Raw genomic sequence first — 21,797 nt, 5'->3', positions numbered from 1 at the left:
TTGATCGGCGCAAAGAGGCCGACAACAAGCGACGTGATCCGAAGAAGAAGGCGCGCCGCTGGGTTGTCGAGGTTTGCCATAGTTGGTTCAATCGGTTCCGCAAACTCCTCGTGCGATACGAGAAGCTGGAACGCAGCCTCCTTGCGCTCAACCATCTGGCTGCTGCCATCATTGCGTTCCGCAAAGTACCACTACGCGCAAATATAATTTACGGATAGATTCTTAAACTGTTCTCCGTACATCGCAAGAAACATTCCATCAGAGCCATATGCGATGCCCTCATGACAGGCAACCGTCTGCAAAGATTTCACATCTCTGATATGTTCGCGCGTCCACACCGACGACAGGCTCCCGAGGAGAGCGCATTTTGACCACCCTGACCGACCGGCTGCGCGCCTTGTCGCCCGAGCAACTCCAAGGCATGCGCCGCGGCATCGAAAAGGAAAGCCTGCGCACCACGCCCAGTGGCCAGCTCGCGCTCACGCCCCACCCCATTGCACTGGGGTCCGCGCTGACGAACCCGCACATCACCACCGATTTCAGCGAATCGCAGCTGGAACTGGTCACCGGTGCGCACACCAGCGTGGCCGATGCCGTGGCCGAGCTCACCCGGATCCACCAGTTCGTCTACCGCCACATCGGCAGCGAGCAGTTGTGGGTGAGCAGCATGCCCTGCGATCTGCCGCCTGATGCGGGCATCCCTATCGGCCAGTACGGCGCGTCCAACGTGGGCCAAGCCAAGCGCGTCTACCGCATCGGGCTGGCCAACCGCTATGGCCCGCGCATGCAGACCATCTCGGGCATCCACTACAACTGGTCGCTGCCAGGGCTGAGCAATGACGACTACTTCGCGCTGATCCGCAACTTCCGCCGCCAGTCCTTCCTGCTGCTGTGGCTGTTCGGCGCATCGCCCGCCACCACCGCCGGCTTCGTCGAGGGCCTGCCGCACGGCCTGCAGCCTCTGGGCGGGCAGACCATGGTTCTGCCGCATGCCACCTCGCTGCGCATGGGCCGCCTGGGCTACCAGAGCGATGCCCAGAGCGCGCTGGCCGTGAGCTACAACTGCCTCAAGGGCTATGCCGGCTCGCTACAGGGTGCACTGACCAAGCCCTACCCCGCTTACGAAGCAATGGGCATCCACGATGGGGCCGGCGGCTACAAGCAACTGTCGACCTCGCTGCTGCAGATCGAGAACGAGTTCTACAGCACCATCCGGCCCAAGCGCGTGATCCAGTCAGGCGAGCGCCCGCTGCACGCCTTGCGCGAACGCGGCGTGGAGTATGTCGAGGTACGCTGCATGGACCTGAACCCATTCTTGCCTGTGGGCATCGATGAAGCCACGGCGCGCTTCCTGGACACCTTCCTGCTGCACTGCCTGCTGAGCGACAGCCCGCCGGACACGCCTGACGAGATCGCAGCCCTGGGGCGTAACCAGCAGAGCACCGCGGCGCGTGGCCGCGAGCCGGGCCTGCACCTGGAGCGTGATGGCCAGCCCGTGCTGCTGACGGACTGGGCCCGTGAGATCGTGGCGGCCTGCCTGCCGATCGCCGAGCGCCTGGATGCCACCTTGGGTGGCGCCGGCTACCGCCAAGCCTGGGAAGCCGCCAGCGCAGCCCTGGACGATCCGTCCCGTCTGCCATCGGCAGCGGTGGTCGCGGCGATGGCCCAGGATCCGGCCAGCGGCCATGCCGGGTTCGGGCTGGCCAGATCCATCCTGGCACGCGATGCCCTGCTCGGGCTGGAACTGCCGAACAGCGTGGCAACACGGTTCGCGCAGCAAGCCGCTGCGTCCATCGAAGAGCAGGCCGGCATCGAAGCTGCCGACACCTTGCCTTTCGAGGCTTTCAGGCAAGACTACATGTCACCTGAACACCTGGTGGTATAAGAAGGCCAGCAGGCCTCAGCAGCGCCCTGAACGGCGGCTGCGCGGATTGAGCTTATCGATTTCCGTGATTTGCTGCTTGAGCAGGATCAGCAAGGTGCGCGCATCGTCCACCGGGATCGACAGGCAACTGGTGGTGGCGGCATCTTCGCCCTTGGTCTGGCGGGGCTGCACCAGCACATCGACACCCAACTCGATCAGGCCCTTGTTGTGTCTGGCCGATTTCAGGCGCTGCAGTTCGATGTCGTAGGTCTTCATGGGAGGCTCCGGCGGGGATTCAATCGATGCGGGATTGTCGGGCAATCTCAGGCATGGGCCCGGCCAGGCAGCAGAAACGATGTGGCCGGCAAGGCGCCCGGCCCTGCAACCGCCTGCGTGGTTTCATCCTTCAAGGCGACGCCGCTCAAGCCGCGACGCCGCGCCTCGGCCATCAGCCACAGCAGCTTGTCCGCCGCCTCTGCCAGAGGCAAGCCGACCGGACGCACGTTGGAGATGCAGTTGCGGCTGGCATCGCTCAGGCCCACACGCGGCATCCAGGTCAGGTACAGGCCCATGCTGTCCGGTGAGCTCAAGCCGGGCCGCTCGCCGATCAGGATCACCACCAGGCTGGCGCCCAGCAGTTCACCCACTTCATCGGCCACGGCCACGCGGCCCTGCTCCACCAGGGCCAGGGGCGCCACACGCCAGCCCTCGGCACTCAAGCGTGGCAACACGCACTGCAGGAAGGGCAAGGCATGGCTGGCGATGGCCAGCGCAGACAGGCCATCGGCCACCACGAAGGCCACGTCATAAGGCCGTTGCGAATCGGCTGGGAGTTCAGCACAGTGTTCCGCTGTCTCCGCCCCAACCTTGGCACCGGCAGCACGTTCTGCCTGCAGGCAACCATGGCCCAGTGCTTCCAGCGCGGCGTGCAGTGCCTGAGCGTTCAATGCCAGGTGCACGGCATCGCGCGCCTGTGCGTGCGCCAACTGAAAGGCCAGTTGCGGCGCGGTAGGCTGACTCACCCCCGCCCGGCCCAGCGCGATGCGCGCGCCCGTCAGGCGGCGAAGGGGTGCCCAGGAGTTCTCGACGACATCCGCATCGCCATGAGACACCGCTTGCGCCTGGGTATCGACGGAGTGATCGGCCATGCGCTCACACTCCGGACAAGGCAGGCTGAAAGGCCGCGGGCATCGCTTCGTCCAGCCTGAAGCCAGGTCCAGCCTCGCTGAAGATGCGCATCTGCGCCAGCCAGGCTTCAAACTCCGGCGCGAGCCGCAGCCCCAGCACTCGGCGCACATACAGCGCATCGTGGAACGATGTTGTCTGGTAGTTCAGCATGATGTCGTCCGCGCTGGGCACGCCCATCACATAGGTGCAGCCGGCCGCGCCCAGCAGAGTCAGCAGCGTGTCCATGTCGTCCTGGTCGGCCTCCGCATGGTTGGTGTAGCAGACATCACAGCCCATGGGCAGGCCCATCAGCTTGGCGCAGAAGTGGTCCTCCAGCCCGGCGCGGATGATCTGCTTGCCGTCGTACAGGTACTCCGGCCCGATGAAGCCCACCACCGTGTTCACCAGCAAGGGCTTGAAGGCACGGGCCACGGCATAGGCTCGGGCCTCACAGGTCTGCTGGTCGACGCCATGGTGGCCATTCATTCGCAGACAAGGCGCTGCCCTGCCCCGTCTCGCAATACATCACGTTGTCACCCACCGTGCCGCGCTGGAGCGACAAGGCCAGCGTGCTCGATGGCCGCCATCGTGTTGATCACATGGGTCAGCACGCACGATTGCGTGGGGATGCCATAGTGCTCGATGACCTCGGCCAGCATCGTTACCAGGCGGATCACCTGAGGCACGTTGTCGCTTGCCGGATTGATGCCGATCACCGCATCGCCGCTGCCGTACAGCAGCCCATCGAGCACGCTGGCCGCGATGCCGCTGGCGTCATCCGTCGGGTGATTGGGCTGCAGGCGTGTGGACAGGCGCCCAGGCAGCCCGATGGTGTTGCGAAAGGCAGATCGCACGGTGCACTTGCGGGCCACCAGGATCAGGTCCTGGTTGCGCATCAGCTTGCTCACGGCCGCAGCCATCTCGGGCGTGATGCCTGATGCCACGGCAGCCAGCCTGCTCGCATCGACGTCGTCGGCCAGCAGTCAGTTGCGCAAGTCACCCACCGTGAGGTGCGCGATCGGCGCAAAGGCCTGGGCATCGTGCGTATCAATGATCAGGCGCGTGACCTCGTCCTCTTCATAGGGGATCAGGGCCTCAGTCAGGAAGGTGCGCAAGGGCAGCTCGGCCAGGGCCATCTGGGCCACCACGCGCTCCTGCGCCGTGTGCGCAGCCACGCCGGCCAGCGCATCTCCTGAACGCGCGGGCGTGGCCTTGGCCATCAGGTCCTTCAGATCGCGGAAGGTGTGCGTATGCACGCCGGCGCGGTGGGTGTAGGCTGGCTGGGGCATGGGCAGGTCTCAAGCGTTGCGGCCAGGCGGCAGACAAACAGGCGACACGGCTCAAGCCTGCCACCGGCATGCCCACCGTGCAAGCAACGAGGATGCCCGCCCGTACCGCCAAAGGGCGGAAGGGCCGGCGCGCTCAGCGCCCGGCCAGCAGCCCGATGCGTTGCAGGATGACTTTCGCCACCTCGGTGCTAGAAGGCAGCAGCGTGTGCACGATTGGCAATCGCACTTGATCCGGGATGTTCACTGAGCTGACCTCGGACAGCGACACCACACCGTCATTGGGCTCTGCACCGAACGGGCTCAGGCGCCCTGTCAACCCTTTCACACCGACGATGCTGGTGAGCGGCCCGGGCGGAATGGCGATCCCGCCCATGCGCTCGGCCGACGACAGCAGGTGCCCGCAATCACGCGTGACCAGGCGGAACACAGGATTGGGCTGCAGCCGTTGAGCCAGGCAGGAAGGCTGCACGGGCGAGCCCAGCAAAAAGATGTGCTTCGGTCTGCTGGCATCCGGCGGCATCGCAGCCAACGCCGCGCGGATCAGCACGCCCCCGAGCGAATGCCCGATCAGCACCAACTCCTGCCCCGCCAGCCCGTGGATACGCTGGACCAGGCCATCACGGATCACATCGAAGCGCTGCAGGCTGACGTTATAGCCATGGCTGCTCGTGCGCAGCCCGGCCTTGGTCAGTTGCCGCAACATGGGCCAGCCCGACCAGGTGCTGCGCCCCATGCCGTGGACGAACAGTGCGTGCATGGCGTGCGGCCCGCTCAGGCCTCGTCCACGTCGTCAGCCGCAGGTGCCTGCCCTGCCCCGCGCAACTGCGCCAGCCGGTCCCCGATCTTGATCTCCAGCCCGCGCGGCACCGGCTTGTAGAAGGCCTGCGGCGCCATGCCATCCGGGAAGTACTGCTCACCCTTGGCCACGGCATCGGGCTCGTCGTGCGCGTAGCGATAGTTCGCACCGTGGCCCAGTTCCTTCATCAGCTTGGTGGGGGCGTTGCGCAGGTGCATGGGCACGGGCCGGCTCTGGTCCTTGGACACCCAGGCCTTGGCGGCCTTGTAGGCCACATAGGCCGCATTGCTCTTGGGCGCCATGGCCAGGTAGATCACGCACTGCGCCAGCGTCAGCTCGCCCTCGGGGCTGCCCAGGCGCTCGTAGGTCTCGGCGGCATCGAGTGCCAGGCGCAACGCCCGCGGATCAGCAAGGCCGATGTCCTCACTGGCCATGCGGATCAGGCGCCGCACGATGTAGCGCGGATCCACACCGCCATCGAGCATGCGCACGAACCAGTACAGCGCCGCATCCGGGTCGGAGCCTCGCACCGACTTGTGCAGCGCCGAGATCGTGTCGTAGAACTGGTCGCCGCCTTTGTCGTAGCGGCGCAGTTGCTCGCCCAGCGAGCGCTCCAGCGCCGTTTCATCAATCTCGGCCTGGCCACGCAGCAAACCAACCAGCGTTTCATAGGTGTTGAGCAGGCGGCGCGCATCGCCGTCGGCATAGGCGATCAGCCGTTCAGCCGCGGAAGGCGTCAATGCAGGGCCATGCAGCGCCGCCTGGCCACGCTGCAAAATCTCGCGCATCGCGGACTCGTCCATCGAGCGCAGCACATGCACGGTCGCACGCGACAACAGCGCCGCATTCACCTCGAACGACGGGTTTTCGGTGGTGGCACCGATGAAGGTGAACAGCCCCGATTCCACGTGCGGCAGGAAAGCATCCTGCTGCGCCTTGTTGAAGCGGTGCACCTCGTCGACAAACACGATGGTGCGCCGTCCGCGCTGCTGCGCCATCTGCGCGTGGTCCACGGCCTCACGGATGTCTTTGACGCCGCCCAGCACGGCCGAGATGGTCACGAACTCCGCATCGACCGCGCCCGTCATCAGGCGCGCCAGCGTGGTCTTGCCCACGCCAGGCGGGCCCCACAGGATCATCGAGTGCGGCTGCCCCGAGCCGAACGCCACGCGCAGCGGCTGGCCCGGCCCCAGCAGGTGCGCTTGACCAACCACGTCATCCAGCACCTTGGGGCGCAGCCGCTCCGCCAATGGTGCATGGGCCGAAGGAGCGGGCCGGCTGGCACGTTTTGGCAAATCACCCGATGCCTGCTGGGTTTGCGGCGTATGGCCATCGTCACCAGGCGGATCGAGGGGCAAATCGAGGCTTTCCTGCATACCCTGATTGTCGCAGCCCCTTCAAGCCCCAGGAATAACCCTTGAAGCCCCCCCAGAAGACGCCTAATTCATCACGTTTACCCGCTATTGCCCACCGTTCTATCGGCGCATGCTGAGGCTCTCATCCACCCTTGCACAGAGGTTTCGTCATGCTGACCATTGGTATCCTTTGCCTTGTCGCCGTGCCTGCCTTGCTGTTCCTTGGCGTCCGCGGCCTCCGCACTGCCAACGATCTGTCGATGAAGCGCCCCGAGTAAGGCCCCTTCCCCACGACCGACAGGGGCGGCCACCGCGCCTGTTCTCACCGCCTGGCGCCCCTGCCAGCGTGAGGGGATGGACAAATCCGTACAAACCCGCCATAATGGCGGTCTTCGCTTGTTATGAAGCGGATGCAAGTTCATCCCCTCTGACCTTTTTCAAGCCGGGTTGCGCCGTCGGGTGCCAACCAACACAACGTGTCTTGAGTTCCGGTTGGCGGCGATGCCGTCGCTCTCAAACCGACTCACCGTGATGCCACAGCGCCGAGCGCGCCTGTCACGAGGTACGGACACGAACTCCCTAGCGGGATACCACAGCGACCTAACCTGAGCCCTGTGCCGGCAACGAGCCGCACGGGCTTTGCGGCTTTGGCCTTTTCGCGACCCCATGAGGTCGACGGGCCAGCGCCGCGCTTTGGCTTGAAAGAAGTTATGAACAACGATCACGACAACACCAACCTGACCCAGGATGGCGCCCCCGCCATCGACGAGCACACCGCATCGCAACTGGATGCGCTGTCGCGTCGCCTGGAGGCCGAAGCCCGCGCCGACGCCGCTTTTGGCGATGACGAACAACTCGAAGGCGAAGAAGCTCCCGCCGATGGCGCCGGCTTCGCTGACCTGGGCCTGAGCCCCCTGCTGATCCAGGCCCTGGCCGATTCCGGCTACAGCAACCCGACGGACGTGCAGATGCGCGCCATCCCGGCTGCACTGGAAGGCAAGGATCTGCGCGTGGCCTCCAGCACCGGCAGCGGCAAGACCGCCGCCTTCATGCTGCCCGCGCTGGAACGCATCATCGCCGCCCGTGGCGACAACACCAAGCGCCGCGAAAAGGGCAAGGTGCACGGTCCGCGCGTGCTGGTGCTGGCCCCCACCCGTGAACTGGCCCTGCAAGTGGCCAAGGCCGCGTCCACCTATGGCCGCCACATGCAAGGCCTGCGCGTGGCTACCGTCGTGGGCGGCGTGCCCTATGGCTACCAGCTCAAGGCCCTGAAGGGCCCGCTGGATGTGCTGATCGCCACCCCCGGCCGCCTGCTGGACCACCTGAGCACCGGCGCCGCCGTGCTGAGCAACCTGGAAACGCTGGTGCTCGATGAAGCCGACCGCATGCTGGACATGGGCTTCATCGACGACATCGAAGCCATCGCGCAGCAAACCCCCGAGAACCGCCAGACGCTGATGTTCAGCGCCACCTTCGCGGGCCACGTGGGCAAGCTGGCCGAGCGCCTGACGCGCAACTCGCTGAACATCGAAGTGGCCTCGCACACCGACAGCCACGACAACATCGAGCAGCGTCTGCACGTAGCCGACACTCTGGCCCACAAGAACGACCTGCTGGACCACCTGCTGACAACCAAGGACGTGGACCAGGCCGTGGTGTTCACCAGCACCCAGCGTGACGCCGACATCCTGGCCGACCGCCTGGCCGACATGGGCCACGCCGTGGCCGCGCTGCACGGAGGCATGCCGCAAGGCCGCCGCAACCGCGTGCTGCAGGGCCTGCGCATGGGTCAGCTGCGCGTGCTGGTCGCCACCGACGTGGCCGCCCGCGGCATCGACGTGCCCACGATCACCCACGTGATCAACTACGGCATGCCGATGAAGCCGGAAGACTACGTGCACCGCATCGGCCGCACGGGCCGTGCCGGTCGCAGCGGCCTGGCCGTGACGCTGGCCGAGCGCCGCGACATTCCCATGGTGCGCCGCATCGAGCGCTTCACCACGCAGCGCATCCCTGAAGCCGTGATCGCAGGCCTGGAGCCCAAGACCAAGCTGCAGGCCGAACGCGGCGCCCCCGCACGCGGCAAGAAGCCGATGCCCGGCCAGCGCCACCGCGATGACCGCGGCTTCGGCGGCGGTTCGCGCGGCGGCTTCGGTGGAGACCGTGGCGATCGCGGCGGTGATCGCAACTTTGGCGACCGCGGTTTCGATCGTGGTGACCGTGGCGAGCGCAGCTTCAACGACCGCGGCGACCGCGGTGGTTTTGGTGGCGGTGATCGTGGCGGCTTCGGCGGCCCGCGCGCTGGTGGCTTCGGCAAGAACGACCAGCATGATCCGCGCTTCCGCCCGGTCGAAGGCGACAACAGCCAAGGCCCGCGTGAAGGCCGTGATGGCGGCGGCTTCAAGCCCCGTCATGGCGACCGTCCGCACGGCGAGCGCTCTTTCGGTGACCGCGCCCATGGCGACCGCCCCTTCGGTGATCGCCCCCAGCGTGGTGACCGCGAGCAGCGCCCCTACGGCGACAAGCCCTCGTTCGGTGACAAGCCCTTTGGTGACCGCAAGCCTTTCGGCGGCAAGCCGGCAGGCAGCGGCAAGCCCTACGCAGGCAAGTCCTTCAGCGGTGACCGCAAGCCTTTCGGCGACAAGCCCGGCTTCAAGTCGGGCCCCAAGCCGGGCTTCGGCGGCGGCAAGCGCAGCGGCTTCGGCAAGCGCGAAGGCTGATCATTCAGCCACCTCACGGGCTTGACCTCCCGTGAGGGCCTGGCAGGCCGCCGACGCATCGTCGTCGCCGGCCCTGCCCCAGATCATTGATCGAGCCAGCCTGTCACGCGCACCATCGCGCGCGCATCAAGGCTGCTTGAGCACATCCGCCCCCGCCGGGGGTGTGAACACAAAGCGCGAAGCCGGCACCGCCGCCTTCGTGTCGAAACGGGTGAAGTCCAGACGCGACTTCTGCCCGAAGCTGTCGAGCACTTCCAGGGCCACGAGCGTGTTGCCCTTGAAGCCGACACGCACCGATTGGAACTGCCCGTCCTTCGAGCGCGGCAGGGCTTCGGCCCATTCGATCAAACCTGCCGCCTGCGCTGTCGCCGGGGTCGCGGACGCCGCACCTTGTGATGCCGTGGGTGGCACGGATTTGAGCGTGAAATCCTTTTCCAGTGAGGAGCCCGACAGCAGGGCCGCGGGCGTAGCGCCCAGGGCCTGGCTCATGGGCCGCTCCGTCACCTGGTTCAGGTCGGCGTCGTACAGCCACACTTTCTGGCCATCCCCCACGATCAACTGCTCCATCGGCTTGTCGTAAGCGAAGCGGAAGCGGTTGGGGCGCTGGAACTCCAGCGTGCCGGTCGAGGTGCGCGCCTTCTTGCCATCGGGCGAGGTCACTGTCTGCTTGAAACTGGCCTGGCCGCTCTGCACATCCTTCACGAACGCACGCAGCGACGCCACGGCATCGGCATACGCCGGCATGGCGCCGAACTGGAACAGGCAGGCGGCCAGCAAGGCCGCGCGCGGCAGGGTGAACATCGCCTTGGCGGCTATGGCAGCGGTGTACCTGGGCTTCATCATCGGATCGGGGCCTCCTGCAAGGTTGGAGCTCCGATTGTTCCATGGGTTCCCAGGCCCCTTGCAGGGGCAGGCCCGCATGACCCTGCCACCTTGTCCTGCCCTTGGCCAGCGCCCCTCGCCGGCAGCGGCGTTCAGGCGTGTGGCCTGCCCTTGCGGCTGCGGGTCATGGCGCCCGCCACGGCCAGGCCAGCCAGGGCCAGCACCAGCGACTCAGGTTCCGGCACCGCCGTCACCAGCACGCAGGCGGGCACGATGGACCAGTCCGCATCGCCCGGCTTCATCCACTGGAAGATGATGCCGTCGTAGGTATAGGCCTCGTAGAAGCGCACATCCAGCGCATGGGCGCCCGCCGTGAGCGTTGCGCTGCGCCAAGCCACTGCTCGGCCGTGTTGTGGATCACCCGCGCACCGTCGATGAACACCTGCACGCCATCATCGGACACGGTGCGGAAATGGTACTCGCCCGCTGCGGGGGCCAGCAGGTAGCCAGCCCAGGTCACGGTGTAGGACTCACCTCGCCCAGCAGGTTCCACTTGTACGTGGAACTGCCATCCCAGTGATCGATCTGCGGATCGATGAAACTGCCCAAGGGGGTCAAGCCCGCTGTCGAGATGTTGCCCGAGCAGTCGAATCCCCAGCCGTCGTAGACATGGGCGCTCAGGTCGGCCCAGGCACTGCCCATCATCGAAGCACTCAAGGCCAGCGCCGTCATCCAGGATGCTTTCATGCTCGTTCCCCTTGTTGGGCGTGAACGGCATCCTAGGATCGAGCCCGGCGAGGCATCCATCCCTAGACGCGGATGGCATCCCCCAGTTTGCAGCGATCAGGTGTCCCAGGGCGCGGCCGTGGCGCCGCCCTCGCCGCCCCGGTTGGGCGTGACAATCTCGCGGTTGCCATTGGTGGACATGCTGGACACCAAGCCGGATTTTTCCATCTGCTCCAGCAGGCGCGCCGCGCGGTTGTAGCCGATGCGCAGGTGGCGCTGCACCAGCGAGATCGAGGCCTTGCGATGCTGCAGCACGATGGCCACGGCCTGGTCGTACATCGGGTCGGATTCACCATCACCACCACCGGCAGGCGAGCCATCGAGGTTGCTGCCCTCGTCGCCCAGCGAGCCGCCTTCGAGGATGCCCTCGATGTAGTTAGGCTCGCCCTGCGTCTTGAGGTATTCGACGACGCGGTGCACCTCGTCGTCGCTCACGAAGGCACCGTGCACACGCACGGGCAGGCCGGTGCCGGGCGCCAGGTAGAGCATGTCGCCCTGCCCCAGCAGCGCCTCGGCGCCCATCTGGTCGAGGATGGTGCGGCTGTCGATCTTGCTGCTGACCTGGAACGAGATCCGCGTCGGGATGTTGGCCTTGATCAGGCCAGTGATCACGTCCACGCTGGGGCGCTGCGTGGCCAGAATCAGGTGCACGCCAGCGGCGCGGGCCTTCTGGGCCAGGCGGGCGATCAGCTCTTCGATCTTCTTGCCGACCACCATCATCAGGTCGGCCAGCTCGTCGATCACGATCACGACGAAGGGCAGGCGCTCCAGCGGCTCGGGCTCTTCCGGCGTCAGGCTGAAAGGGTTGGGGATCAGTTCGCCGCGCGCCTTGGCCTCGTCGATCTTCTTGTTGAAGCCGGCCAGGTTGCGCACGCCCATCTTGCTCATGAGCTTGTAGCGGCGTTCCATCTCGCCCACCGCCCAGTTCAGCGCATTGCCGGCCTGCTTCATGTCGGTCACGACCGGGCACAGCAGGTGCGGGATGCCTTCGTAGACGCTCATTTCGAGCATCTTCGGGTCGATCAGGATCAGGCGCACATCGCGCGCCTCGGCCTTGTAGAGCAGGCTCAGGATGGTGGCGTTGATGCCCACCGATTTACCCGAGCCGGTGGTACCGGCCACCAGGCAGTGCGGCATCTTGGCCAGATCGACCACCACGGGCGCGCCGATGATGTCCTTGCCCAGGCCGATGGTCAGCATCGACTGCGCATCGTTGTAGACCTGAGAGCCGAGGATCTCGGTCAGGCGGATCATCTGGCGCTTGGTGTTGGGCAGCTCCAGCGCCATCAGGTTCTTGCCGGGGATGGTCTCGACCACGCGGATGGACACCAGCGACAGCGAGCGTGCCAGGTCCTTGGCCAGGTTGACGATCTGCGAGCCCTTCACGCCCGTGGCCGGTTCGATCTCGTAGCGCGTGATCACCGGGCCGGGCGATGCCGCCACCACCCGCACCTCAACGCCGAAGTCCTTGAGCTTCTTCTCGATCATGCGGGAGGTCATCTCCAGCGAATCGGCGGTGACGGTCTCCATGCGGCCACCGGCGGTGTCCAGCAGATCGATCTGCGGCAGCTTGGTGTCGGCCATGTCGCTGAACAGGGGCTTTTGCTTTTCCTTGATGATGCGGTCGGACTTGGGCACCTCCATCACCGGGGCCTCGATGACCAGCGGGATCGGAGCCTGCGGCGGCATGGGTGGTGGCGCCGCGTCGGGATCGCCATTGATCTCCAGATCGGGCGTGGGCATGTGGTGGCGCACCACCTCGACCTCGCGCTCATGGGCGCGCTCGCTGGCGGCCTGCTGGCCCAGCACCTGGTCCAGATGCGCCTCGCGCTGGGCCTCGCGGCGCTCCTTGAGCAGATCGCCCACCGAGCCGATGCGCTCGGCCACGTCCAGCCACGAGAAGCGCAGCGCCATGGCCATGCCGGTGACCAGCATCGCGATCCACAGCACGCCCGAGCCATTGAAACCCAGCCACTTGGTGCTCAGCGGGCCCAGCAGCAGGCCCAGGATGCCGCCGGCATGCTCACCAGCGATGGCGGGCTCCACGCGGTACAGGCGCGTCCATTCCAGCGCGCAGCTGGCCGACAACAGCAGCACCACGCCCAGCCAGAAACGCCAGCGGGGGTAGGACACACCCGGCGCGTTCTGCGACAGATGGGCCAGGGCCGGATCACGGCGCAGCCAGCGCGCAAAGGCGCTGAGCCAGGCGCGGCCACTCACGATCAGCACCCACCAGCCGGAAAAGCCCATCAGGCAGTACAGCAGGTCGGACGCCAACGCGCCCAGGTGGCCCACCCAGTTGGTGGCCTCACGGTTCAGCCCGGAGGTGCTGAAGGCCGCATCCAGCCGGTCATGGCTGACCATGGCCAGCAGTATCAGGATCCAAGCCAACGCGCCGATCAGCAGCAGGGCCTGGAAGCGGAACGTGGTCTCGACCGGTGTGGAAGGCACGGCGGCCGCAGATGCAGGCTGGCGGTGCAGGCGCCCGGTCAGGCGCAGAGAGGTGGCCGGATCGTGGCGGCGGTCATCGCCGCCATCCGCGTTCAGAGAGCCCAAGGGATAGGTCATGGCCCGATTGTGCGGGAGATTGCGCGGCAAAACACCGGGAGAACACCCGTGCCCAACGCCCTGATCGCCCTGGCCTGGGCACTTCGGTCAACAGGCGCGAGAGGCCAGGCCTTTTGAAACAAGCTGAAACCGCCCAGCCCCGTCCCGCCTTCACGCCACACAACGCAAATGGCCGCCACGCGGGCGACCCACGGTGGCGGCGGCTGGCGCCCGCAGGCGCCAAGACAGCCAAACAAAAAGGGATCGGCCTCAGGCCGTGGCGACCAGGCGCTCCTTGAGCACCACGCTGCCGGTGTCCTGCGTCTCGATCAGGCCGCGCTCTTCCAGGTCCTTCATCACGCGGGAGACCATCTCGCGCGAGGCACCCACGTGCTTGGCCAGATCCTGGCGCGACACCTTGCCGCGGATCACCTTGGCGCCGTGGTCCTCGTCGGCCATGTCCAGCAGGGCGCGGGCCACGCGGCCGTAGACGTCCAGCAGGGCCAGGGATTCGATCTGGCGATCGGCATTGCGCAGGCGCTGCACCAGGCCACGCAGGATGGCGTAGGACAGCGAAGAGTTCTCCGGCAGACAGCGGGCAAACTCCTGGCGGCCCAGCATCAGCACATCGGTCTGCACCTCGGCGCGCACCGTGGCCGAATGCGGCTCGTTGTCGATCAGGCTCATCTCGCCGATGTAGTCGCCGGCTTCCAGCACGGCCAGGATGACCTCGCGGCCCCGCTCGTCGGCGGCGACCACGCGGGCACGGCCCGTCAGCAGGATGAACAGGGAGTTCGTCTTGCGGCCGCGTTCGACGATCAGTTCGCCCCGGCGGTAGCGGCGCTTGACCACGCTCTCGGCGATGGACTCGGCCTGCGCCTGCGTGAGCATGGAGAACAGCGGCACGCGCCGGATCAGATCGAGGTTGGACAACATGGCCATGGCAGCTCCTCTTTGGTGCCTTGCGGTTGCGGGGTGCAATCGGGTTTGGGGTGGCTCCGCGACGCAGTCAACACGGCCAAACCAGCCCGTGCGACGTGCAGTCCGTCACCAGTCCCTACAATTTTCGGCATCGGTGCCGGAATTTTTAGACATTTTTTCGTTTTGCGTACGAAGACCATGTCCGAAGGTGCACCGTCAAAGAAGGCCATTAAAAGAATTGATGCCCTCACACCCCTTGTGAAACACGCCCCTGGCGCACAATTCGTGCCTGAAAGGCTCCTCTAGATCATGTCCGACACGACCCACAGCAACGTCCTGATCCTGGGCTCCGGCCCTGCCGGCTACACTGCCGCCATCTACGCCGCCCGGGCCAACCTCAAGCCCACCCTGGTGACCGGCATGGCCCAGGGCGGCCAGTTGATGACCACCACCGAGGTGGACAACTGGCCCGCCGACGTGCACGGCGTGCAGGGCCCCGAGCTGATGCAACGCTTCCTGGAGCACGCGGAGCGTTTCCAGACCCAGATGGTGTTCGACCACGTCAACGAGGTCGACCTGTCCAAGCGCCCGTTCACCCTCAAGGGCGACTCCGGCACCTACACCACCGACACCCTGATCATCGCCACCGGCGCCTCGGCCAAGTACCTGGGCCTGCCCTCGGAAGAGGCCTTCATGGGCCGCGGCGTGAGCGGCTGCGCCACCTGTGACGGCTTCTTCTACCGCGACCAGGTGGTCTGCGTGGTTGGCGGTGGCAACACCGCCGTCGAGGAAGCGCTGTACCTGTCCAACATCGCCAGCAAGGTGCACCTGATCCACCGCCGCGACAAGTTCCGCGCCGAGGCCATCCTGATCGACAAGGTGGCCGAGAAGGTCAAGGCCGGCAAGATGGAACTGCACCTGTTCCAGACGCTGGACGAGGTTCTGGGCGACCAAAGCGGCGTGACCGGCGTGCGCCTCAAGAGCACCACCGACGGCTCGACCAAGGATCTGGAGGTCAAGGGCTGCTTCATCGCCATCGGCCACCAGCCCAACACCGACATCTTCAAGGGCCAGTTGGAGATGAAGGATGGCTACATCCTGACCAAGAGTGGCTCCGAAGGCTTTGCCACCATGACCAGCGTGCCGGGCGTGTTCGCCGCTGGCGACGTGCAGGACCACATCTACCGCCAGGCGATCACCAGCGCCGGCACGGGGTGCATGGCCGCGCTGGATGCGCAGCGCTTCCTGGAGCAGAACGGGGGCTGACAGGCCTTTGCGCCTCAGGCTGGCAAGCTACCGTGCACGGCCTGAGGGCTGCTGACGGATTCGCTCACGGACCCAGGCCTCCGCCTTGGCGATCGTGTCGAAGCCCGTCGCATCGACGCTCAAAGGCGTGTCCAGCTTGAACCCCTGGGGGCTGCCTCGATAGATCAAGGCCTGATCGAGCTCATCGCCGGCCGTATTGCAGCGCCCCAGTATCAGGATGCTGCGCTGAGGCCCCTTGTCGAGCAGCGGAAACGAGACAGCCCTGATCCGACAAGCGCCGTTCCACAGATAGCGCTCGGGCCACGGCAGCTTGACCGCTGGGGCCTGGGGGCCGCGCAGCAGTTCGAATTGCAAATAGTCTGCTTCGGCATAGACCGGCACTGGCACCTTGCGGGCCACGAAACATACGTGCCCGTAGGGCGCTAGCTCTACTGAAAACACCGCGCTCGCATCCACCTGGGGGCCATGCGCTTGAGGGGTGTCACATGGCGAAGGTGCTGACATAGCCCAGGCATCCGCCGCGAGGAAAACCAACACCAGCGCTGCAAGACCGTAGAAGCTGACACGACTCATGGCGTTGCCACTCCCAGCCCATACAACTGGGCCCGCTCCAAGATCTTTTCCGCGTGCTTGCGGGCTGCCTCACGCTCGGAGAAATGCAGTGCCGGCGCGTTGATCCGCTTGGTCAGCGCCAGATAACTTTGGCTGTCGGCCAAGCCATTGAGCACCCTGCTGTGCCAGAACCATGTGGCCGAATACACTGCGTAGCCTGGTTGCTCCAGCAGTTCAGGCGATGTAACGACATCGATCCCTGTGGCCTTCTGGAAGGCTTCGTAGTTTGCTTTTCCGGTCAGCTGGATCAGCCCTCGGCCTCGATATTTCCAACCTTCTTCGCCCGCCTCATCGCCATTGCCAAGTTTGTTTGCATAGACGTGGTTCGCGAGCTTCTCCGGGTTCTTTGTATAGCCCTCCGCGCTCTTGACCGTGGGGAACTTGCTGGGAAACACCGCATGTAAACGTTCGGCAGAAGAGTAATACAGGCCCTCTGTCACACGGCTGAATGACGTAGATTCGACGATGACCTGCTCCAGGAAGGCAGCCAGCCGACGCACGGTGTTGAGGCTTGGCACAGTTGCCCGAAGCAGATCTTCAGTCAGAACGAGGCGCCGCTGAACCGCATCACCCACAATGTCCATGTAACGAGCTGCAGGCGCCTGGGGACTGAGGCACAGACACTGTGCCGGAGCCTGAGGCGTGGAGGCCAACTCGTAGAGCCCAACCTTTCCGCCTCCTAGACGAGAACGCGGATCCGACAACTGCCTGTTCCATCCGGAAAGCCAGGCAAAAGCGCTCTCCTGCTTGATTGACGACCCAGCCATGTGCTCCCTCGCAGTTCCCTGATTGTTTGCGATGCAGAATACACCGTCTGCTTGGCAAGTTTCGGCCTTCACATCCGCCTTACTCCCCTGCATACAGAGGGGCGAGAATAGATCCGGCACAAGCTCTTCACGTAGTGGCTTGGCGTTGGCCAAGTTTCTGGCTATAATCTTGGTTTTCCCAAATTCGTCCCGGCTTTTGGGGCGGCTTTCATGCCGCTTCGAGGCAGCCGGAAGGGTGAGCACCAAGCACAGGTCTCTTGATCGGTCCTTGCTCTGCCCACCGATTCGCAACACAACGCCTAATCAGCGAACGGAGAAGCGTCATGGCACGCGTCTGTCAAGTCACGGGTAAGGGCCCGATGGTGGGGAACAATATTTCCCACGCCAACAACAAAACCAAGCGTCGTTTTCTGCCTAACCTGCAGTACCGCCGCTTCTGGGTCGAGAGCGAAAACCGCTGGGTGCGTCTGCGCATCAGCACGGCCGCTCTGCGACTGATCGACAAGGTGGGCATCGACCAGGTCCTGACGGATCTGCGTGCTCGCGGCGAACTGTGATTGGAGAGGTGAACCATGGCTGCTAAAGGCGGACGCGAAAAGATCAAGCTGGAATCCACTGCGGGTACCGGCCACTTCTACACCACCACCAAGAACAAGAAGACCACGCCCGAAAAGCTGGAATTCATGAAGTTCGACCCCAAGGCCCGCAAGCACGTGGCCTACAAGGAAGTGAAGCTGAAGTAATCCTTCTGCTGCTTTCTCAAAAAACCGCCCTGGCGAACGCCTCGGCGGTTTTTGTTTTTGGGCATTCCTGTTTTCTGCAGCCACAACTTCCCGCCCTCAATAGATGACGATGGTGCAGACGCGCAATGCCGCACCCTCCGCATGCCGCCACCCCGAAGGGGCGAGGCTGCGCTGGGCAGGGCGACCAGGTGGCGTCGAGGAGCGCAAGGACGGGCAGGTTGCCCCTGGCCTATGGCCCCAGGGGACGGCGAGGATGTCTGAGGGCCTGAAGGGCCCGAGTTCCGCAGCCGCCTGCCCGGCCTGAGCACCGCAGAGCAGTCCTGCCTACGGCAGGACCGCCACCCGTGGAGCCCTGCCCAGCGCAGCCTCGCCCCGGAGCCCCTAAAAAGGCATGCCCGAATACAAAAAAGCCCCGCTAAAACTAGCGAGGCTCTTTAAAAAGAAGGAAGAAACGCTCTCGAGATCAGGCGTGTGCAGCCCGCAGCTTCAAAGAAAACTCCTGCAGCGCCTTGATCCCGCTGCCCTCGGCCCGCTGACACCAGCCCTGCAGATCCGCCACCAGTTGCTCACCCGACACGTTCGTGCGCGTCCACACCTGGCGCAGTTCCTCCCGCATCGTCAGCAGCTTGTCCAGGCTGGGGTGCTCAGCCCGCGCCTTCTCGATGTCGATGCGCAGCGCATGCGGCACCTTCTCGTCATCGCGGTGCATCCAGTGGCGCACCTTCTGCAGCTTCTCTGCAGCGGCCTGCTGACCATTGGCTTTGAGGCGAGACATCTCGGCCGCACAAGCCGCACGCACCTCACGGGCATACGAGGCCATCAATTCATAACGGTGCGCCGCCAGCGCTTCCAGCGTCTTGGCATCGGCCACGGGCTTGACCTCGCCCAGCATCAGGCGGGGCGGCACCTTGCGCACCTTGGCCAGTTTGAGCATCTCCAGGCCGCGGATGTAGCCCCAGCCGATGTCGAACTCGTAGGACTTGACCGAGAGCTTGGCCGACGTCGGGTAGGTGTGGTGGTTGTTGTGCAGCTCTTCGCCACCGATCAGGATGCCCCAGGGGCTGATGTTGGTCGACGCGTCGGCCGCCTCGAAGTTGCGATAACCCCACCAGTGGCCCAGGCCATTGATGATGCCGGCGGCGGTGATCGGGATCCACAGCATCTGCACGGCCCACACGGTGATGCCGATGGCGCCGAACAGGGCGATGTCGATCAGGAACATCAGGAACACGCCCTTGGCCGAGAAGCGCGTGTAGACATTGCGCTCCAGCCAGTCGTTGGGGGTGTTGTGGCCGTACTTGGCCAGGGTTTCCTGGCGGGCGGCCTCTTCGGCGTACAGCTCACGGCCACGCAGCAGCACGGTCTTGATGCCGTGGGCCACGGGGCTGTGGGGGTCTTCCTCGGTCTCGCACTTGGCGTGGTGCTTGCGGTGCACGGCCACCCATTCCTTGGTGACAGTGGCGGTCGTCAGCCACAGCCAGAAGCGGAAGAAATGCGAGGCGATCGGGTGCAGGTCCAGCGAGCGATGCGCCTGGCAACGGTGCAGGAAAATCGTAACGGACGCGATGGTGATGTGCGTCAGCACCAGGGTGTAGAGCACCACCTGCCACCAAGCGGCGTCCAGCAGCCCATCGGACAGCCAGCTGACCACGGAATCCAGCAGAGCCGAGGACGTCAGGAAATCAAGCATCTAAAAGACCTCACAGAGAACGTGCGATTGTATTAGAGCCCCGACGTTCTTCCACTTGCGGCAACGCAAGATCACCTGAAGGAGTGGTGGCAGGGGCGCACCGCACTCCGTCGCCAGTTTGGGGCCGCGAGGGTCGCGCAATGTCAAGGTAAGGCCCATCAAATGCGCGGTATTCACGGGATTGTCCGATTTCACCCGCTCAGCACCAATTCACATGGCAGGACAGACCTGATGTGGCGCTCAAAGTTCCGAAGGCAAGGCCTCGGCGATCTCATCATGCAGGCGGGTGGCCAGGGCACGGCGGTCGGCGTGGTCCACCCGCTGGGGCGGCAGCACGGTCACGTTGACGGTGAGGTCTTGCGCACAGGCGATCCACCACAGGGACTGGACCAGCGAGGTGTCGCCCACATAGGCCGCCGCCGGGCTGATGGCGTGCTGCGCATCGCTGTAGCGGATGGCCACCGGCTGCACCGGCACATCGGCATCGATGGCCGATTGCAGCAGGTTGGCGTGGAAGTGCAGCAGGCGATGACCATCGCCCGTGGTGCCTTCGGGGAAGACAGCGGCGGTGTGGCCATCGCGCAGGCTCTCGGTGAGCTGCGCCATGACGCGCATGGCGTCACGTCGGCTGGTGCGCTGCAGATAGATGGTGCCGGCCAGCGTCACCATGCGGCCAACGATGGGCCACTGCCCTACTTCCGCCTTGGAGACGAAGCGGCTGGGCACCGTGGCGTTGATGGCCGCGATGTCCATCCAGGACACGTGGTTGCCGACGATCAGTTTGGCGCCTGGGCGGGGCGTGCCCTTGACCACCAGTTTGGCCCCCAGGCAATGAAACACGGCGGCTGACCATTTGCGTACGTTGGCCTGCTGCGTGGCGTGGTCCATGGTCTCGAAACGCCAGCGCATGATCAGCGAGACGCGCCACAGGTAGATGGCCATGTGCACGATGCGGCCAACCGCGCGCAAGCGCCGCGCCCAGCCGATGTCGGTGTCGGTGTCGGTGTCGGGGCGATGCATGGTGCTGGGAGTGGCGGCGGACTGATCGGACATCTTGAACTGCGGGGAGATGGACGCGGCTGGATCAGCCCTGGGCTGCGTCTGCCGAGTCGGCCTCCAGCGCCTCGTGGGCAAGCTGCCCCGCGACCAGGGTGAGGCGCACGCGGCCCGGCAGCTCGAAGCCGGTCGATTCGTAGGCGAAAGGCGTGTGGCGACCCTGGCTGAGCAGTTGGCTACCCTCGACCTTCCAGCTCACGGCCGGATCGAACACGCAGATGTCGGCCACGCCGCCCTGCACCAGGCGCCCGGCGCTGGACGCCAGCGAGCCGATGGCCTCGCCCAGCACCTTGACCGGGCCGCTGGTGACGGTGGCCAGGGCCGCAGCCAGGCGCTTGCCGTCGAGCGACGCGGCCGGGCCGGCTTCCAGGCCGGCGCCCTTGAGCGCCAGGCTGAGCAGCAGCTCCAGGCCGGTGGCGCCGGGTTCGGCCTCGCCGAAGGGCAGCATCTTCTCGTCTTCGCTGACCGGGGTGTGGTCGGACACGAGGGCGTCGAGCGTGCCGTCCTTCAGGGCTGCCTGCAGGGCGTCGCGGTCACGGCCCTGGCGCAGCGGCGGCACCACGCGCATGGCTGAGTTGAAGAAGCCAATGTCCATGTCGGTCAGCATCAGCGAGTTGATGCTCACATCGGCCGTGATGGGCAGCCCTTCGGCCTTGGCACGGCGCACGATCTCGACGCCAGCGGCGCTGGACAGGCGGCACAGGTGCGCGCGCGCGCCGGTAACGCGCACCAGTTCGACGATGGTTTGCAGCGCGATGACCTCGGCGGCCACGGGCACGCCCGACAGGCCCAGGCGCGTGGCGATGGCGCCGCTGGCGGCCACGCCCTTGCCCAGCCAGGCATCCTGCGGACGCAGCCAGACGGTGTAGCCGAAAGTGGCGGCGTACTGCAGCGCGCGCTGCAGCACCTGGGTGTCACGCACGGGGGCTTCGGCCTGCGAGTAGCCCACGCAGCCGGCCTCGTGCAGCTCGGCCATCTCGGTGAGCGTTTCGCCTTTGAGGCCACGCGTGAGCGCGCCCAGCGGGAACAGGCGGCAGCGGCTGAGCTTGCGGGCGCGCAGCTTGAGCATCTCGACCAGGCCGGGCTCGTCCAGCGTGGGGTCGGTGTCAGGCAGGCAGACCACGCTGGTCACGCCACCGGCGGCGGCGGCGGCCAGCTCGGATTCGAGCATGCCTTCGTGTTCGTGGCCGGGCTCGCGCAAGCGCACGGCCAGGTCCACCAGGCCGGGGGCGACGATGCAGCCAGTCGCGTCGATCACGCGGTCGGCGTCGAAGTCGGCGTTGACCTGGCCGATGCTGACGATGCGGCCGGTGGCCAGGGCCAGGTCACCGACGGTGTCCAGGCCACCCACGGGGTCGATCAGGCGACCGTTCTTGATCAGGATCTTCATACTCGT

Annotated in this window: 21 protein-coding genes and 1 pseudogene; 6 read left to right on the top strand and 16 right to left on the bottom strand. The window is 65.6% G+C overall.

What is annotated here, in order from left to right:
* Together WAQ08_RS06845 and gshA are read left to right on the top strand one after the other, a co-directional pair.
* Positions 1-218, top strand: a 218-nt coding sequence (locus tag WAQ08_RS06845) for a transposase (RefSeq protein ID WP_422190285.1), incomplete at its 5' end; no start/stop codon positions are given.
* Positions 219-421: 203 nt separating this feature from the next.
* A complete protein-coding gene (gene gshA / locus WAQ08_RS06840; RefSeq protein ID WP_422190299.1) occupies positions 422-1,885 on the top strand; it encodes a glutamate--cysteine ligase in 1,464 nt (487 codons plus the stop codon).
* Positions 1,886-1,900: 15 nt separating this feature from the next.
* Here the strand turns inward: gshA and WAQ08_RS06835 are convergent, their stop codons facing one another.
* The 5 genes and pseudogenes from WAQ08_RS06835 to WAQ08_RS06815 all read right to left on the bottom strand — a co-directional run bounded on the left by WAQ08_RS06835 (position 1,901) and on the right by WAQ08_RS06815 (position 6,492).
* Positions 1,901-2,140: a hypothetical protein gene (locus tag WAQ08_RS06835; protein ID WP_422190283.1), complete on the bottom strand. Its 240-nt coding sequence runs from the start codon at positions 2,138-2,140 to the stop codon at positions 1,901-1,903.
* 47 nt (positions 2,141-2,187) lie between these two features.
* Positions 2,188-3,012 carry an ethanolamine ammonia-lyase subunit EutC gene (eutC, locus tag WAQ08_RS06830; RefSeq protein WP_422190281.1) on the bottom strand — a complete coding sequence of 275 codons (825 nt, stop codon included), beginning with the start codon at positions 3,010-3,012 and terminating at the stop codon, positions 2,188-2,190.
* 4 nt (positions 3,013-3,016) lie between these two features.
* Positions 3,017-4,320, bottom strand: a pseudogene (locus WAQ08_RS06825) (ethanolamine ammonia-lyase subunit EutB).
* 133 nt (positions 4,321-4,453) lie between these two features.
* Positions 4,454-5,077 carry an esterase/lipase family protein gene (locus WAQ08_RS06820; RefSeq protein ID WP_422190279.1) on the bottom strand — a complete coding sequence of 208 codons (624 nt, stop codon included), beginning with the start codon at positions 5,075-5,077 and terminating at the stop codon, positions 4,454-4,456.
* Between the two features lie 14 nt (positions 5,078-5,091).
* Entirely contained in the window at positions 5,092-6,492 is a 1,401-nt protein-coding gene (locus WAQ08_RS06815) for a replication-associated recombination protein A (RefSeq protein ID WP_422190277.1), read from the bottom strand.
* A gap of 689 nt (positions 6,493-7,181) precedes the next feature.
* On the opposite strand from WAQ08_RS06815, the gene WAQ08_RS06810 reads away from it, so the two are divergent.
* Positions 7,182-9,191 (top strand): DEAD/DEAH box helicase, encoded by a 2,010-nt coding sequence (locus WAQ08_RS06810; RefSeq protein ID WP_422190274.1) that lies wholly within the window; start codon positions 7,182-7,184, stop codon positions 9,189-9,191.
* A gap of 126 nt (positions 9,192-9,317) precedes the next feature.
* Here WAQ08_RS06810 and lolA read toward each other — a convergent pair whose 3' ends face one another.
* The 6 genes from lolA to WAQ08_RS06780 all read right to left on the bottom strand — a co-directional run bounded on the left by lolA (position 9,318) and on the right by WAQ08_RS06780 (position 14,288).
* Positions 9,318-9,992, bottom strand: a complete 675-nt coding sequence (lolA, locus tag WAQ08_RS06805) for an outer membrane lipoprotein chaperone LolA (RefSeq protein WP_422190297.1) — start codon at positions 9,990-9,992, stop codon at positions 9,318-9,320.
* Between the two features lie 173 nt (positions 9,993-10,165).
* Positions 10,166-10,411: a PEP-CTERM sorting domain-containing protein gene (locus tag WAQ08_RS06800; protein ID WP_422190272.1), complete on the bottom strand. Its 246-nt coding sequence runs from the start codon at positions 10,409-10,411 to the stop codon at positions 10,166-10,168.
* Positions 10,312-10,533, bottom strand: coding sequence for a PA14 domain-containing protein (locus WAQ08_RS06795; RefSeq protein ID WP_422190270.1), 222 nt, complete (start codon positions 10,531-10,533; stop codon positions 10,312-10,314). Before WAQ08_RS06795 ends, WAQ08_RS06800 begins: the two co-directional genes overlap by 100 nt.
* Complete coding sequence (locus tag WAQ08_RS06790) at positions 10,530-10,760, bottom strand: hypothetical protein (protein ID WP_422190268.1); 231 nt, start codon at positions 10,758-10,760, stop codon at positions 10,530-10,532. The genes WAQ08_RS06795 and WAQ08_RS06790 overlap by 4 nt, the downstream gene beginning before the upstream one ends.
* 96 nt (positions 10,761-10,856) lie before the next feature.
* Positions 10,857-13,367: a DNA translocase FtsK gene (locus WAQ08_RS06785; protein WP_422190266.1), complete on the bottom strand. Its 2,511-nt coding sequence runs from the start codon at positions 13,365-13,367 to the stop codon at positions 10,857-10,859.
* Positions 13,368-13,616: 249 nt separating this feature from the next.
* Positions 13,617-14,288: a Crp/Fnr family transcriptional regulator gene (locus WAQ08_RS06780; protein ID WP_422190264.1), complete on the bottom strand. Its 672-nt coding sequence runs from the start codon at positions 14,286-14,288 to the stop codon at positions 13,617-13,619.
* 288 nt (positions 14,289-14,576) lie between these two features.
* Between WAQ08_RS06780 and trxB the strand changes: the two genes are divergently transcribed.
* Positions 14,577-15,533, top strand: a complete 957-nt coding sequence (gene trxB / locus WAQ08_RS06775) for a thioredoxin-disulfide reductase (protein WP_422190262.1) — start codon at positions 14,577-14,579, stop codon at positions 15,531-15,533.
* 27 nt (positions 15,534-15,560) lie between these two features.
* On the opposite strand, the gene WAQ08_RS06770 is transcribed toward trxB, so the two are convergent.
* Both WAQ08_RS06770 and WAQ08_RS06765 read right to left on the bottom strand, forming a co-directional pair.
* Positions 15,561-16,106 (bottom strand): hypothetical protein, encoded by a 546-nt coding sequence (locus WAQ08_RS06770; protein ID WP_422190260.1) that lies wholly within the window; start codon positions 16,104-16,106, stop codon positions 15,561-15,563.
* On the bottom strand, positions 16,103-16,729 hold the full coding sequence (locus WAQ08_RS06765; RefSeq protein ID WP_422190258.1) for a glycoside hydrolase family 19 protein: 627 nt from the start codon (positions 16,727-16,729) through the stop codon (positions 16,103-16,105). Before WAQ08_RS06765 ends, WAQ08_RS06770 begins: the two co-directional genes overlap by 4 nt.
* A 506-nt stretch (positions 16,730-17,235) precedes the next feature.
* Between WAQ08_RS06765 and rpmB the strand changes: the two genes are divergently transcribed.
* Together rpmB and rpmG are read left to right on the top strand one after the other, a co-directional pair.
* On the top strand, positions 17,236-17,469 hold the full coding sequence (gene rpmB, locus WAQ08_RS06760; protein ID WP_422190256.1) for a 50S ribosomal protein L28: 234 nt from the start codon (positions 17,236-17,238) through the stop codon (positions 17,467-17,469).
* A gap of 15 nt (positions 17,470-17,484) precedes the next feature.
* Entirely contained in the window at positions 17,485-17,655 is a 171-nt protein-coding gene (gene rpmG, locus WAQ08_RS06755) for a 50S ribosomal protein L33 (RefSeq protein WP_130966209.1), read from the top strand.
* A gap of 463 nt (positions 17,656-18,118) precedes the next feature.
* Here the strand turns inward: rpmG and WAQ08_RS06750 are convergent, their stop codons facing one another.
* The 3 genes from WAQ08_RS06750 to WAQ08_RS06740 form a co-directional block, all read right to left on the bottom strand.
* Positions 18,119-19,345, bottom strand: coding sequence for a DesA family fatty acid desaturase (locus tag WAQ08_RS06750; RefSeq protein ID WP_422190253.1), 1,227 nt, complete (start codon positions 19,343-19,345; stop codon positions 18,119-18,121).
* Between the two features lie 240 nt (positions 19,346-19,585).
* The gene (locus WAQ08_RS06745; protein ID WP_422190251.1) at positions 19,586-20,398 is read right to left on the bottom strand and encodes a lysophospholipid acyltransferase family protein; all 813 of its coding nucleotides are present in this window, start codon (positions 20,396-20,398) and stop codon (positions 19,586-19,588) included.
* Positions 20,399-20,429: 31 nt separating this feature from the next.
* Complete coding sequence (locus WAQ08_RS06740) at positions 20,430-21,791, bottom strand: dihydroorotase (protein WP_422190249.1); 1,362 nt, start codon at positions 21,789-21,791, stop codon at positions 20,430-20,432.
* Between the last annotated feature and the right edge of the window lie 6 nt (positions 21,792-21,797).

The organism is Aquabacterium sp., assembly GCF_049274795.1.
In the GTDB taxonomy this organism is placed as follows: Bacteria; Pseudomonadota; Gammaproteobacteria; order Burkholderiales; family Burkholderiaceae_C; genus Aquabacterium.
Note: the sequence above shows the minus strand (reverse complement) of the source record. Positions and strands in the feature narration are given on the sequence as shown.